Source organism: Cedecea lapagei, assembly GCF_900635955.1.
In the GTDB taxonomy this organism is placed as follows: domain Bacteria; phylum Pseudomonadota; class Gammaproteobacteria; order Enterobacterales; family Enterobacteriaceae; genus Cedecea; species Cedecea lapagei.
On record NZ_LR134201.1, the window covers coordinates 961,084 to 974,210 of the forward strand.

The following is a 13,127-nucleotide window of genomic DNA, read 5'->3' on the forward strand; positions in this document are numbered from 1 at the left end:
GGTCTGCAGGCATGACGATAGAACAAACCGGGCCGCTGCCCGTCGCGCAAATTATTGCTGGTCATAAGCGCTATCCGGGCGTGGTTGCCATGGATAACGTTAACTTCACCCTTCATAAAGGCGAGGTGAGAGCTCTACTGGGAAAGAACGGCGCCGGCAAATCAACGTTAATCCGCATGCTGACCGGCAGTGAGCGGCTGGACAGCGGTGAGGTGCTGCTGGGGGGAAAGCGCCTTGAGGGCAGAGAGGCGTCGTTGACCCGGCAGGCATCGTCACTTGGCGTTAGGGCTGTTTATCAGGAACTTAGCCTCGTAGATGGCCTCACGGTGGCGGAAAACCTTTGCCTGGGCCACTGGCCGAGGCGGCGCGGCGCGATTGATAATGCACAAATGGCACGTCAGGCAAAACAAAGCCTGCAGGCGCTCGGCGTGGAAATTGACCCGGAAGTATTGGTGGAAAGCCTTAGCCCCGCGCAGAAACAGCTGGTGGAGATTGCTCGTGTCATGGAAGGCGATCCCGGCGTGGTGATCCTTGATGAGCCGACCAGTTCACTGGCAAACGCTGAAGTTGAGTTGGTGATCGAAGCGGTGCGGAAAATGTCCACCCTTGGCATTGCGGTGATCTACGTCAGCCACCGTATGGAGGAGATTCGGCGCATCGCAACTTCGGCCACGATCATGCGCGATGGCCAGGTCGCGGGCGATGTTTCCCTCAGCAACACTTCAACCCAGCATATCGTCAGCCTGATGCTCGGGCATGAAACCCAAAAGCATCCTCCTGTTTCAATGGCAGCCGCGTGTGGCGAGCCGGTACTGGAGGTTCGCGGGCTGCAACGTCTTCCTCAGCTCAGAGATATTTCCATGACGCTACATCGTGGCGAGGTGTTGGGAATTGCGGGGCTGTTGGGCGCGGGACGTAGCGAGTTACTGAAATCGCTTATCGGGCTGGAGCCTTTCAATAGCGGTGAAATTCTTATCAACGGTGAAGTGGTTAAGCATCCCGACTACGGGGATATGTTGCGGCGCGGGGTGGGCTATACCCCGGAAAATCGCAAAGAGGCGGGGATCATTCCTTTGCTCGGCGTAAATGAAAATACCGTGATCACTAGCCGCAGCCGTGTGAGTGAAAAAGGCGTCCTTCAGTGGGGCAGGATTCGTCTCCTCACTGAAGAGATTATGCGGCGAATGAGCGTGAAGGCCGCCGACAGCGAAACGCCCATCGGCACGCTCTCGGGCGGCAATCAGCAAAAGGTGGTGATTGGCCGCTGGGTTTACGCCGAAAGTCAGATCCTGCTGCTGGATGAGCCCACGCGCGGCGTGGATATCGAAGCCAAGCAGCAGATTTATCGTATCGTCCGGGAGCTGGCGCAGGAAGGGAAGAGCGTGGTGTTCATTTCAAGCGAAGTGGAAGAGCTTCCCCTTGTTTGCGACCGAATTTTGCTGCTGCAACACGGTACCTTCAGCAAAGCGTTTCAGTCTCCCGTCAGCGTGGACGAATTGATGTCCGCCCTTTTGTCCATGCACTGATGAACTTACAGAGGAATTTCAAGATGTCAGCCTCGTTACTCACTCTGCCGCAAGGCAAAAACGTATCGGTGAAGCAGTTTGTTAGCCGCCACATTAACGTTATCGGTCTGCTGGTGGTGATTGCGATCCTCTACCTGGCGTTTTCTTTCAATGCGCCTGGTTTTATCTCACTGAATAACCAAATGAACGTGCTGCGGGATGCGGCCACCATCGGGATTGCGGCCTGGGCGATGACGCTGGTCATTATCTCCGGTGAAATTGACGTCAGCGTTGGGCCAATGGTGGCCTTTGTCTCCGTGTGTCTGGCGTTTTTACTGCAGTTTCAGGTTCCACTGGGGGTTGCTTGTCTGCTGGTGCTTTTACTCGGTGCGCTGTTGGGCACGTTGGCTGGCATTCTGCGCGGCGTGTTCAACGTGCCGAGCTTTGTTGCCACTCTGGGGCTGTGGAGTGCCCTGCGCGGGATGGGGTTATTTATGACCAACGCATTACCGGTGCCGATTGACGAAAATCCCGTTCTGGACTGGTTTGGCGGCCAGCTCTTCGGCCTGCCGGTTTCAGCCGTCATCATGATGCTGCTGTTTGCTCTGTTTGTTTTCATTAGTCGTAAAACGGCCTTTGGTCGCTCGGTCTTTGCCATCGGCGGCAATGCAGCGGCGGCGCAACTATGCGGCATCAACGTCAAACGCGTACGCATCATGATCTTTACGCTCTCTGGTCTGTTGGCTGCCATTACAGGAATTTTGCTTGCCGCACGGCTTGGGTCTGGCAATGCGGGCGCTGCCAATGGCCTGGAGTTTGATGTGATTGCTGCCGTGGTAGTTGGTGGCACGGCACTGTCCGGCGGGCGCGGCTCGCTGCTGGGGACGCTCCTTGGCGTGCTGGTTATCACCTTGATTGGCAACGGCCTGGTGCTGCTCGGCATCAACTCCTTTTTCCAGCAGGTGGTTCGCGGCGCCATTATCGTGGTGGCAGTGCTGGCAAATATCCTGCTCACTCAGCGAAACAGCAAATCAACGCGCTGATGTTATTCGGATTTTCTGCCGTACAGGCGGGAACAATTTTTATCTTATATAAGGCGAGGGAATAATGAAAACGATGCAGGCAGCCTATCTACCGGGTAACTCTACCGTCGAGCTGCGGGAAGTTGCCGTACCAAAGCCGGGGATTAACCAGGTGCTGTTGAAAATGAAATCGTCGGGTATTTGCGGCAGTGATGTGCATTACATCTATCACCAGCACCGTGCTACGGCCGCCGCGCCCGATAAGCCGCTTTACCAGGGATTTATTAATGGGCATGAGCCCTGTGGGCAGATAGTAGCAACGGGAGAAGGGTGCCGACACTTCAAGGAAGGTGACAGGGTGCTGGTTTACCACATCTCGGGCTGTGGATTCTGCGCCAACTGCCGCCGAGGATTTCCTATCTCCTGTACCGGAAAGGGCAAGGCGGCTTATGGCTGGCAGCGTGACGGCGGGCATGCAGAATATCTGCTGGCAGAAGAAAAAGACCTTATCCATCTGCCGGATGCGCTCAGCTACGAAGACGGGGCTTTTATCAGCTGCGGCGTTGGCACGGCTTATGAAGGCATTCTCCGCGGCGAGGTTTCCGGGAGCGACAATGTGCTGGTGGTCGGCCTCGGCCCCGTGGGCATGATGGCGATGATGCTGGCCCGTGGGCGTGGCGCGAAGCGCATTATTGGCGTTGATATGTTGCCTGACAGACTCGCTACGGCAAAAAAACTTGGCCTGATGGACCATGGCTACCTGGCGACAACGGAAAGGCTGCCGGAGCTGATTGCTGAGCTGACGCGTGGCGGCGCGGATGTCGCGCTTGATTGCTCGGGTAACGCCGCCGGTCGCCTGCTTGCTCTGCAGTCCACGGCAGACTGGGGACGAGTGGTTTACATCGGCGAAACGGGAAAAGTGGAGTTCGAGGTCAGCGCCGATTTGATGCACCATCAGCGCCGCATCATCGGCTCCTGGGTTACCAGCCTCTACCATATGGAAAAATGTGCCTATGACCTGACGGACTGGAAACTTTATCCGCACAGCGCCATTACCCACCGCTTCTCGCTGGAACAGGCCGGTGAAGCCTACGCGCTAATGGCGAGCGGCCAATGTGGAAAAGTGGTGATTAATTTCCCGGACTGAGGCAGCGGATCATGAGCTTGTTTACCTTACAGAATGAACGCCTGAAGCTGCTGGTATCCGGCCAGGGAGGGGCGATTGAAGGCCTGTGGTGGCAGAATGAAGGGCAGTTGATCCCGCTTCTGCGACCCGGAAAGCAGAGCGGCATTGCCGTGGAGTCCTCCTGTTTTCCGCTTGTGCCTTTTGGCAACCGGGTGAGCGGTAACGCTTTTACATTTGCCGGAAAAGATTACCGACTTCAGCCTAACGTTGCATGGGATAGCCACTATCTGCACGGCGACGGTTGGCTGACTCTCTGGCAGCCCCTGGAAGAGGAACCTGGGTGGCTGGTGCTGGAATATCAACATTTAGAGGGGCCATATCGTTATGCCGTTCAACAAACGTTCCATCTTTCCGGCGACTCGCTTACGGTTTCATTAACGGTGGTGAATAACGGGAAAGAGCCGCTACCGTTTGGCCTCGGCTGGCATCCTTATTTTCCTCTTACGGCACAAACCAGTATCCAGGCTCGGGCGACAGGGTACTGGCTTGAGCGCGAACAGTGGCTGGCGGGGGAGTTTCAGCCTCAATTGCCGAAATCGCTCGATTTTAACCAGCCAAACGAGTTACCGCGTCGCTGGGTGAATAACGCATTCTCCGGCTGGGATGGTCAGGCGAAAATCGCGTATCCGCAGGAAGGCGTTGCTTTATCGATGGAAACGGATCCTCCTGCTCCGTGCTATTTCATCTTTGTCTCCGATCCTCAGTTTGATGAAGGGTATGATTTTGACTTCTTCTGCCTGGAGCCAATGAGCCACGCGCCTGACGATCATCATCGGCCAGGCGGTGGTCTGTTAACGACCCTCAAACAGGGTGAGACGCTTGGCCAGAATATGAGGATTAGCGTCTCGACGCTTTAAGCTCGCTTAATGATGCCTCTTTTCCTGAGGGGCATCATTTTTTAGCTGCCTGCCACCTTAGCCGCTCTCCGGGATCCCGATACTTTTCACTGGCCATAACCCCCGGATTAACCCTGCTTTCAGAGGATGAGGAGCCATTAATAGCCATGCCTTCGATGTGTGTTACTGCTCTGTTAATGTTTGCTTGCATGCCGGCCGGCTATCCCCGACACTATCGCCTCCAAAACGGGAGGGATCATGGTTTTGCATTCCACGCGCTGGCTGGCGCTCAGTTACTTTACCTACTTCTTTAGTTATGGCGTGTTTTTGCCCTTCTGGAGCGTCTGGCTCAAAGGCGTCGGGCTTCCCCCTGAAACGATAGGATTATTGTTAGGCTCAGGGTTGATCGCCCGCTTCCTCGGCAGTTTGTTGTTGGCACCACGCGTGACCGCTCCTTCCCGCCTTGTTTTTGCCCTCCGTCTGTTAGCCCTTGCGACCTTAATTTTTGCCGCCGGTTTCTGGCTGGGTCATACCGCGTTATGGCTGCTGCTTACGATGATTGGTTTTAACCTGTTTTTCTCGCCGCTGGTGCCGCTAACCGATGCATTGGCGGGGACCTGGCAGCGACAAATGACCCTCGACTATGGCCGGGTGCGGCTGTGGGGATCGCTGGCGTTTGTTATCGGCTCGGCGCTCACCGGCAAGCTGGTGAGCGAGTTCAGCTATCAGGCCATTCTGGTGCTGTTGACCCTTGGCGCGGCGTCGATGCTAATTGGCATGATGCTTCGGCCTTCAATTATGCCGCAGGGCGAGGTACGACATCAGGCTTCGGCGGGCTGGCCAGCCTGGAAAGCGCTGATCCTGAGCGCGTGGCGATTTCTGGCCTGTGTTTCCCTGCTGCAGGGGGCGCACGCGGCCTACTACGGTTTCAGCGCTATTTACTGGCAGGGCGCGGGCTACTCCGCTTCTGTGGTGGGCTATTTATGGTCGCTGGGCGTGGTGGCGGAAATCGTTATCTTCGCGCTTAGCAACAAGCTGTTCCGCCGCTGGAGCGCACGGGATCTGCTGCTGCTCTCCGCCGTTACCGGCATTATCCGCTGGAGCCTGATGGCCAGCACCACCGAACTTCCGTGGCTAATTGTGGCGCAGATCCTGCACTGCGGCAGCTTCACCGTTTGCCACCTGGCGGCGATGCGTTATATCTCTGCCCGTAAAGGCGGCGAGGTTATTCGCCTGCAGGCCGTCTATTCCGCCGTGGCGATGGGCGGCGGGATCGCCGTGATGACCATTTTCTCCGGCTTCCTCTATCAGCATCTGCAGGGGGGAATGTTCTGGGTCATGGCGCTGGTGGCGGTGCCAGCGCTGTTCCTGCGGCCCAAAGTGGCTGCCGTCAGCTAGGCTTCGAGCAGCTCTTTAATACGCTGCTGCTGGTGGTCTCCCAGCGGCAGCGTGGCGTGAATGAGCGGAGGAGAGAAGAGCGGCAGCGAGGTGGGGTAGGGGGTAATTACCAGCACCACTTCACGCGGAGCGCCATGGCTCTGGAATTGCTGTACCGCCAGGTGTTTAATATTTAACGGCAGCAGCGTCAGCTCACGCAGCTGCTGCTCAATGTCTTGTTCTAAAGCCGGATCGTCGCCGGTCAGCAGCAGCACCTGTTTTTCCTGAATCTCGCATTCCTGCATCAGCCAGGCGCCAAAAATCACCGCTACCAGGCCAATTTCCGCGTCCGGGAACTGAATCCCATAATGCTCTTCAAATTCCGCAAGCACCTCTCGCGAGGTTCTCATCAGGCGTGGGTAAAGGCGCGTTATCTCTTCGGGCAGGCCGCTATCGATGCCGATATCAAACCGGCAGCGATTCAGCGCCTGCGCGAGATGAACATAAAGCTGGTCGCTCAGTCCCTGTTCGTCGCTAAAAGAGAGGCCGGCCAGCTGACGGAAGCGCTCAATCATCCGCGCGATCTCATTGTGCAAACGCGCATCCTGCTCGTGCTCATCGTTGATAGGATCGGGGATCCTGAGCAGCTGGAACAGCAGCGCCAGAAAATGCTGCTCATCCACGTCCGCGGGCTGCATCACCCGGCGTTTCCAGTGGCGGGCTATCTCCTGCGCGACAAAAAACTCAGGCCGCAGCTGGCTCCATTCGCGCTGCTGCGTCGTCAGAACAGGCGCGTTGCCTGAATGGTGCTGGTGCAGGCAATACTGCAAAAAAAGCGTCAGAAACTGGCTGTCCCGGCTGTCGTACTGCCTTTTTAAGCGCCGGGCGCAAAGATTAACCAGCGCACGTAAATTGGTTTCGTCATACAGCGCCTTGATAAGCCCCAGCTGATTTAACTGCGACTTAAGCGTCGGGCTGAAGTGATGCTGTACAAACTGCGGGCAAAGGCGCAGCGAACGCCGCAGCCAGTGGAACAGGCAGAGGCGGCTGTCGAGGGCTGTGCCTTCAATCCGGTAGCTACCGTCCTGCTGCCGGCACAGGGTGAGACGGTGATAACTCTGGATCTCGCGGCCCGTGTCGGCTATATCTTGCAGGGTCTGCGTCTGGTCAACGCCGTTAATGCCGGCAATCACCTCTGGCGTAACGATTTGCTCCGGAAGATAGAGCATCAGCAGCAGCTGGCATCGGCGCTGCGAACTGGAAAGCACAGAGGGTGGCGGCGTCAGTAAAGTCATCATCCGGCAGTCCCAATTTGGTGTCAGAAGTTAAGAATAGCTAAAGGTTTCGACGAATATATCGGCCTTTATAGTTTTTCATCACGGAATTCCGGCTGGCTCACAGAATTCAATCTTGAGGGAAGCATGAGCGACAAAAGAATCGGCCTGAGGGAAGCAGGCATACTGCTGGCAGGCCTTTCAACGGCGAGCGTACAGGCGCACCCCCACAGTTTTATCTCTATCGTCACCACGCCCGTGGTGGATCAAGGGCAGCTGACGGGGTTAAAAATGCAGTGGACGATGGACGAGATTACTTCAGCAGACCTGTTGTATGACGCAGGTGATGCCAAACCTGACTCACCGGTATGGAAAAAGCTGGCTGCCGAAGTGATGGCCAACGTGCTGGGGCAGCACTATTTTACCGAGTTCTGGCATAGCAATGAGAAGGTGAAGTTTGGCAATTTGCCGCCGCAATATGGCCTGAGTCGAAGCCATCACCAGGCCGTGCTGACGTTCGTACTGCCGCTTGCACATCCGCAGCCGCTGAAGGGGCAAACTTATCGCTTCTCGACCTTTGATCCGACCTATTTTGTCGACATGAGCTATGAGCACGACAGGGACGTTCATTTGCCGCCGGAGCTGGCTTCTGGCTGTAAAGTTTCCGTTCATACGCCAAAACCCAGCGAAGAGACGCTGCTCTTCGCGCAGTCGCTGGATAAAGCCGATGCGCCGCCGGAGGACATGGATCTAGGGAAGCAGTTTGCTCAGGAGGTGACGCTAACATGTCAGTAATTGCCGTCTCTTCTCCCACACGTCGTTGGGCTCATCTGTGGCCGCTGGCGCTGTTTTTCCTGCTGGTCGCCGGTGGGCTTTACGCCCTCTGGCTCTACTGGCCACAGATTTTACTCAGTTCTGCCAGCTGGCAACGTTCAATCAATCAGGAATTGAGCGGGCTGCTGCGACAAGTGGCTGAAAATCCTGCTCGTGCAGGCCTGTCGCTGCTGTCGTTTAGCTTTGTCTACGGCGTGCTGCATGCGCTGGGGCCGGGCCACGGAAAGATTGTTATCACCACCTGGCTTGCTACCCATCCTTCAAAGCTCAAAAGCAGCCTCGTTTTGACCTTTGCCGCCTCCTTACTGCAGGGGCTGGTGGCAATAGTGCTGGTGGCTGTCGTGCTGGGCGTGCTGGCCTTGCCCTCGCGGCAGCTTCATCTCAGCAGCTTCTGGCTTGAAAAAGGCAGTTATCTGCTGGTTGGGGGGCTTGGCGTTTTACTGAGCTGGCGCGCTTTGCGCCGTTTATGCGTTCAGCTACGCCGTAAACCCAAATTTACCTCGTTTACGCCGCACCATGTTCACCACGCGAACTGCGGCTGTGGGCATCAGCACATCCCCGATGAAAAACAGCTAGCGGCCGGAAGCGACTGGCGGGCCAGGCTGATGATCGTGCTGTCTATGGGAATGCGTCCCTGCTCGGGCGCGATTATGGTGCTGCTGTTCAGCAAAGTGATCGGGGTCTTTAGCTGGGGCGTGCTTTCTGCGCTGGCGATGGCCGCGGGAACCTCGATCACCATTTCCGGTCTGGCGCTGCTGGTGCACAGCTTCCGCTCGCTGGCCGTTCGGTTGAGCGGCAATCGGACGCCGGCACTGTGGCGACAGGTGGGATGGTCAACGCTTGCGCTGGCAGGGGGCGTGATTCTGGTGGTAGCTGCGCTGATCATGTGGCTGAGCGCTCAGCCGATGTCGCGAGGAATTCGGCCTTTCTGATTGATCCTGAGAATACAGGCATAAAAAAATCCCCTCGCCGTAAAGGCAGAGGGGATTTTTGTTTTTGCCTCTTCTCTGTTCGGGAAGGTAAGGCAAAAAAGCTTAGCGCTTCAGCGCTTCGCTCAGTTCATCACGCATGGTCGCCAGCATGGCTTTCACGACGCGCGGGTTACCTGCAACGATGTTGCCGCTTGTCAGGTAGTTATGGCCGCCGGTGAAATCACACACGATGCTGCCGGATTCACGAGCCAGCAGTTCACCTGCGGCGAAATCCCATGGCTTCAGGCCAATTTCGAAGAAACCGTCAACGCGGCCAGCGGCAACGTAGGCCAGGTCCAGCGCCGCGGAACCGCTGCGACGGAAGTCTGCGCACTGGGTGAACAGTTTGCCAACGATGTTGATGTAAGGGGTAGCGTGCTGCTTCACTTTGAACGGGAAGCCGGTCGCCAGAACGGTGCCGTCCAGGTCACGAGCGTTGCTGCCGCGCAGGCGGTAGCCGTTGAGCTGAGCGCCCTGACCGCGGGTCGCGGTGAACAGTTCATTACGCATTGGATCGTAAACCACAGCGACTTCGGTGCGGCCTTTAATACGAACAGCGATAGACACGGAGAAATGCGGCAGACGTTTGATGAAGTTAGTGGTGCCATCCAGCGGATCGATAACCCATTGCACGTCCTTATCTTCGCCTGCATGTTCACCGCTTTCTTCGGTGATGATGGTGTGCTGCGGGTAAGATTTGCGGATTGTTTCGATAATCATCGCTTCTGCGGCTTTATCGACGTTTGTCACAAAGTCATTACTGCCTTTCTGACTGCTTTCTACGGAGTCTGGTGTTTCGTAGTGTTTGGCAATTACATTACCCGCCTTGCGCGCAGCACGCACGGCGATGGTCAACATAGGATGTTGCATCGGTCTCTCTCGCTGGATGTTAAAGAACGGAAATCGCGGCGGAGTATAGCAGAGCGTTCGGAATATGTCCCAGGGATATGATAAGATATTGCGATATTCTTCCCAGGCTGTGAATGATAATGCTGCAAAACGTACGAATCGTGCTGGTCGAAACCTCCCATACCGGCAACATGGGCTCCGTGGCTCGTGCTATGAAAACCATGGGCTTAACTAACCTGTGGCTGGTGAATCCGCTGGTAAAACCTGACTCCCAGGCTATCGCCCTGGCGGCCGGCGCCAGCGACGTGATTGGCGATGCTCAGATCGTCGATACCCTCGATGAAGCGCTGGCAGGATGCAGCCTGGTGGTTGGCACCAGCGCGCGCTCCCGTACGCTGCCGTGGCCGATGCTTGACCCGCGCGAATGCGGCCTGAAGAGCATCAGCGAGGCCCAGCATGCGCCGGTGGCTATCGTCTTTGGCCGCGAGCGCGTTGGCCTGACTAACGAAGAGCTGCAGAAGTGCCACTATCATGTCGCTATCCAGGCAAACCCGGAATACAGCTCCCTTAACCTCGCTATGGCGGTGCAGATCCTCGCCTATGAAGTGCGTATCGCCTGGCTTGCTACCCAGGAGCAGCCGGAAGCCCCTAAAGAGGACGAAGATGCGCCTTATCCGCTGGTGGATGACTTAGAGCGTTTCTACGTGCATCTCGAAAAAGCGCTGCAGGAAAGCGGCTTTATTCGCCCAACCCATCCGGGGCAGGTGATGAACCGACTGCGCCGCCTGTTTACCCGCGCACGCCCGGAAAGTCAGGAGTTAAACATCCTGCGGGGCATGCTGGCATCGCTGGAAAACCCGAAAAAATCGGGCCAATAATACTTGAGTAAAATGGTAGGTTAAATAGTTGACCATTTTACTCAGGAATGTCAGACTTGCGTCCTGCTATGTGACAATCACACTTTTAAAAACCCCCCGGGTCGAGGGGCTATTTGAGGTTAAGTAAGACATGAGACTGACATCAAAAGGGCGCTATGCCGTAACAGCGATGCTTGACGTCGCGCTGAACTCTGAATCGGGCCCGGTTCCGTTGGCTGACATTTCAGAACGTCAGGGGATTTCACTCTCCTACCTGGAGCAGCTCTTCTCCCGCCTGCGTAAAAATGGCCTGGTGGCCAGCGTACGCGGTCCTGGCGGTGGTTATCTGTTAGGTAAAGACGCTGGCACCATCGCCGTGGGCGAAGTGATCAGCGCCGTTGATGAGTCCGTAGACGCTACCCGTTGCCAGGGTAAAGGCGGCTGCCAGGGCGGCGATAAGTGCCTGACCCACGCGCTGTGGCGCGACCTGAGCGATCGCCTGACCGGCTTCCTGAACAACATCACCCTTGGTGAACTGGTGAATAACCAGGAAGTTCTGGATGTCTCCGATCGCCAGCAAAACGAAAACCATCGCAGCACCCGTTCTCAGGACGCTATTGACGTCAAACTGCGCGCATAAGCAGAAGAACAAGAATTTTAGAATCAGGTCAGGGGAGCGATGCTCCCTGTCTATAACGGCAGCCCATTTTAAGCCTGATTCTTCGCATTGAAGTGATGTACGGAGCTTAAGAGCAATGAAATTACCGATCTACCTCGACTACTCTGCAACTACGCCGGTTGACCCGCGTGTTGCCGAGAAGATGATGCAGTTTTTAACGATGGACGGAACCTTCGGTAACCCGGCCTCCCGTTCCCACCGTTTTGGCTGGCAGGCTGAAGAAGCCGTTGATATTGCCCGTAACCAAATCGCTGAGCTGGTTGGCGCAGACCCGCGTGAAATCGTCTTCACCTCCGGTGCGACCGAATCAGATAACCTGGCTATCAAAGGTGCGGCTAACTTCTACCAGAAGAAAGGCAAGCACATCATCACCGCCAAAACCGAACACAAAGCCGTGCTGGACACCTGTCGTCAGCTCGAGCGTGAAGGGTTTGAAGTGACTTACCTGGCGCCGCAGAGCAACGGTATCGTTGACCTGAAGCAGCTGGAAGCCGCTATGCGTGAAGACACTATTCTGGTCTCCATCATGCACGTGAACAACGAAATCGGCGTGGTGCAGGATATCGAGGCAATCGGTGAAATGTGCCGTTCACGTGGCATTATCTTCCACGTTGACGCTACCCAGAGCGTGGGCAAACTGCCTATCGATCTGAGCAAGCTGAAAGTAGACCTGATGTCCTTCTCTGCTCATAAAATCTACGGGCCGAAAGGTATCGGTGCGCTCTACGTGCGTCGTAAACCACGTATCCGTATCGAAGCTCAGGTTCACGGCGGTGGTCACGAGCGCGGTATGCGTTCCGGTACGCTGCCCGTACACCAGATCGTCGGCATGGGCGAAGCTTACCGCGTCGCAAAAGAAGAGATGGAAACCGAAATGGCCCGTCTGCGCACGCTGCGTAACCGTCTGTGGAACGGCGTGAAAGATATGGAAGAGGTTTACCTGAACGGTGACCTGGAGCACGGCGCGCCAAATATTCTCAACGTCAGCTTTAACTACGTTGAAGGCGAGTCGCTGATCATGGCGCTGAAGGATCTCGCGGTCTCTTCGGGCTCCGCCTGTACTTCCGCTAGCCTCGAGCCATCCTACGTGCTGCGCGCGCTGGGGATGAGCGATGAACTGGCTCACAGCTCTATCCGTTTCTCTCTGGGGCGTTTTACCACTGAAGAAGAGATCGACTACACCATCGAGCTGGTACGTAAATCCATCGGCCGTCTGCGCGACCTTTCTCCGCTGTGGGAAATGTTTAAGCAGGGCGTGGATCTTAATTCCATCGAATGGGCTCATCACTGATCGTTCGTCAGGACGTCGATTTCAGATTCTGGAGAAGTAAAAATGGCTTACAGCGAAAAAGTAATTGATCACTACGAAAACCCACGCAACGTCGGCTCTTTCGACAACAGCGACGAAAGCGTAGGTTCCGGCATGGTGGGTGCACCGGCCTGTGGCGACGTGATGAAGTTGCAGATCAAAGTCAACAATGAAGGTATCATTGAAGACGCGCGTTTCAAAACCTACGGCTGCGGCTCAGCGATTGCTTCCAGCTCGCTGGTGACCGAGTGGGTCAAGGGCAAGTCCCTGGACGAAGCGCAGGCGATCAAAAACACCGACATCGCAGACGAACTCGAGCTGCCGCCGGTGAAAATTCACTGCTCAATCCTGGCTGAAGACGCTATCAAAGCGGCTATCGCGGATTACAAAAGCAAACGTGAAGCGAAATAATAGATTGAGGTTGTTGT

General features: G+C 56.1%; 13 protein-coding genes. 11 read left to right on the forward strand and 2 right to left on the reverse strand.

Annotation, left to right across the window (positions count from 1 at the left end; genetic code table 11):
• The first annotated feature begins 11 nt into the window (after positions 1-11).
• From EL098_RS04780 to EL098_RS04800, 5 genes are all read left to right on the forward strand, one after another.
• On the forward strand, positions 12-1,526 hold the full coding sequence (locus EL098_RS04780; RefSeq protein WP_126355204.1) for a sugar ABC transporter ATP-binding protein: 1,515 nt from the start codon (positions 12-14) through the stop codon (positions 1,524-1,526).
• A gap of 23 nt (positions 1,527-1,549) precedes the next feature.
• The gene (locus tag EL098_RS04785; RefSeq protein WP_126355205.1) at positions 1,550-2,548 is read left to right on the forward strand and encodes an ABC transporter permease; all 999 of its coding nucleotides are present in this window, start codon (positions 1,550-1,552) and stop codon (positions 2,546-2,548) included.
• A gap of 64 nt (positions 2,549-2,612) precedes the next feature.
• Positions 2,613-3,674 (forward strand): zinc-dependent alcohol dehydrogenase family protein, encoded by a 1,062-nt coding sequence (locus EL098_RS04790; RefSeq protein WP_126355207.1) that lies wholly within the window; start codon positions 2,613-2,615, stop codon positions 3,672-3,674.
• An 11-nt stretch (positions 3,675-3,685) separates the two neighbouring features.
• Positions 3,686-4,570 carry an aldose 1-epimerase gene (locus tag EL098_RS04795; RefSeq protein ID WP_126355209.1) on the forward strand — a complete coding sequence of 295 codons (885 nt, stop codon included), beginning with the start codon at positions 3,686-3,688 and terminating at the stop codon, positions 4,568-4,570.
• 237 nt (positions 4,571-4,807) lie between these two features.
• Positions 4,808-5,947, forward strand: coding sequence for a 3-phenylpropionate MFS transporter (locus EL098_RS04800; protein ID WP_126355211.1), 1,140 nt, complete (start codon positions 4,808-4,810; stop codon positions 5,945-5,947).
• Here the strand turns inward: EL098_RS04800 and csiE are convergent.
• Positions 5,944-7,224 carry a stationary phase inducible protein CsiE gene (gene csiE, locus EL098_RS04805; protein WP_126355213.1) on the reverse strand — a complete coding sequence of 427 codons (1,281 nt, stop codon included), beginning with the start codon at positions 7,222-7,224 and terminating at the stop codon, positions 5,944-5,946. The genes EL098_RS04800 and csiE overlap by 4 nt on opposite strands.
• Positions 7,225-7,347: 123 nt before the next feature.
• Between csiE and EL098_RS04810 the strand changes: the two genes are divergently transcribed.
• Both EL098_RS04810 and EL098_RS04815 read left to right on the forward strand, forming a co-directional pair.
• Complete coding sequence (locus EL098_RS04810) at positions 7,348-7,995, forward strand: DUF1007 family protein (protein WP_126355215.1); 648 nt, start codon at positions 7,348-7,350, stop codon at positions 7,993-7,995.
• Complete coding sequence (locus EL098_RS04815; protein WP_126355217.1) at positions 7,986-8,966, forward strand: nickel/cobalt transporter; 981 nt, start codon at positions 7,986-7,988, stop codon at positions 8,964-8,966. The genes EL098_RS04810 and EL098_RS04815 overlap by 10 nt, the downstream gene beginning before the upstream one ends.
• Before the next feature lie 102 nt (positions 8,967-9,068).
• Here EL098_RS04815 and suhB read toward each other — a convergent pair whose 3' ends face one another.
• Positions 9,069-9,875, reverse strand: coding sequence for an inositol-1-monophosphatase (gene suhB / locus EL098_RS04820; protein WP_197718539.1), 807 nt, complete (start codon positions 9,873-9,875; stop codon positions 9,069-9,071).
• Between the two features lie 119 nt (positions 9,876-9,994).
• On the opposite strand from suhB, the gene trmJ reads away from it, so the two are divergent.
• The 4 genes from trmJ (at position 9,995) to iscU (ending at position 13,110) form a co-directional block, all read left to right on the forward strand.
• A complete protein-coding gene (gene trmJ, locus EL098_RS04825) occupies positions 9,995-10,732 on the forward strand; it encodes a tRNA (cytosine(32)/uridine(32)-2'-O)-methyltransferase TrmJ (protein WP_126358356.1) in 738 nt (245 codons plus the stop codon).
• Positions 10,733-10,862: 130 nt separating this feature from the next.
• Complete coding sequence (gene iscR / locus EL098_RS04830) at positions 10,863-11,351, forward strand: Fe-S cluster assembly transcriptional regulator IscR (RefSeq protein ID WP_126355219.1); 489 nt, start codon at positions 10,863-10,865, stop codon at positions 11,349-11,351.
• 115 nt (positions 11,352-11,466) lie between these two features.
• Positions 11,467-12,681 carry a cysteine desulfurase gene (iscS, locus tag EL098_RS04835; RefSeq protein WP_126355221.1) on the forward strand — a complete coding sequence of 405 codons (1,215 nt, stop codon included), beginning with the start codon at positions 11,467-11,469 and terminating at the stop codon, positions 12,679-12,681.
• A 42-nt stretch (positions 12,682-12,723) separates the two neighbouring features.
• The gene (gene iscU, locus EL098_RS04840) at positions 12,724-13,110 is read left to right on the forward strand and encodes a Fe-S cluster assembly scaffold IscU (protein ID WP_005120408.1); all 387 of its coding nucleotides are present in this window, start codon (positions 12,724-12,726) and stop codon (positions 13,108-13,110) included.
• The last annotated feature ends 17 nt before the right edge of the window (positions 13,111-13,127 follow it).

What these genes read in the sequence shown, in the direction of transcription:
- EL098_RS04780 (WP_126355204.1), top strand. Translation starts at nt 12, where the DNA reads ATGACGATAGAACAAACCGGGCCGCTGCCCGTCGCGCAAATTATTGCT.
- EL098_RS04785 (WP_126355205.1), top strand. Translation starts at nt 1,550, where the DNA reads ATGTCAGCCTCGTTACTCACTCTGCCGCAAGGCAAAAACGTATCGGTG.
- EL098_RS04790 (WP_126355207.1), top strand. Translation starts at nt 2,613, where the DNA reads ATGAAAACGATGCAGGCAGCCTATCTACCGGGTAACTCTACCGTCGAG.
- EL098_RS04795 (WP_126355209.1), top strand. Translation starts at nt 3,686, where the DNA reads ATGAGCTTGTTTACCTTACAGAATGAACGCCTGAAGCTGCTGGTATCC.
- EL098_RS04800 (WP_126355211.1), top strand. Translation starts at nt 4,808, where the DNA reads ATGGTTTTGCATTCCACGCGCTGGCTGGCGCTCAGTTACTTTACCTAC.
- csiE (WP_126355213.1), bottom strand. Translation starts at nt 7,224, where the DNA reads ATGATGACTTTACTGACGCCGCCACCCTCTGTGCTTTCCAGTTCGCAG.
- EL098_RS04810 (WP_126355215.1), top strand. Translation starts at nt 7,348, where the DNA reads ATGAGCGACAAAAGAATCGGCCTGAGGGAAGCAGGCATACTGCTGGCA.
- EL098_RS04815 (WP_126355217.1), top strand. Translation starts at nt 7,986, where the DNA reads ATGTCAGTAATTGCCGTCTCTTCTCCCACACGTCGTTGGGCTCATCTG.
- suhB (WP_197718539.1), bottom strand. Translation starts at nt 9,875, where the DNA reads ATGCAACATCCTATGTTGACCATCGCCGTGCGTGCTGCGCGCAAGGCG.
- trmJ (WP_126358356.1), top strand. Translation starts at nt 9,995, where the DNA reads ATGCTGCAAAACGTACGAATCGTGCTGGTCGAAACCTCCCATACCGGC.
- iscR (WP_126355219.1), top strand. Translation starts at nt 10,863, where the DNA reads ATGAGACTGACATCAAAAGGGCGCTATGCCGTAACAGCGATGCTTGAC.
- iscS (WP_126355221.1), top strand. Translation starts at nt 11,467, where the DNA reads ATGAAATTACCGATCTACCTCGACTACTCTGCAACTACGCCGGTTGAC.
- iscU (WP_005120408.1), top strand. Translation starts at nt 12,724, where the DNA reads ATGGCTTACAGCGAAAAAGTAATTGATCACTACGAAAACCCACGCAAC.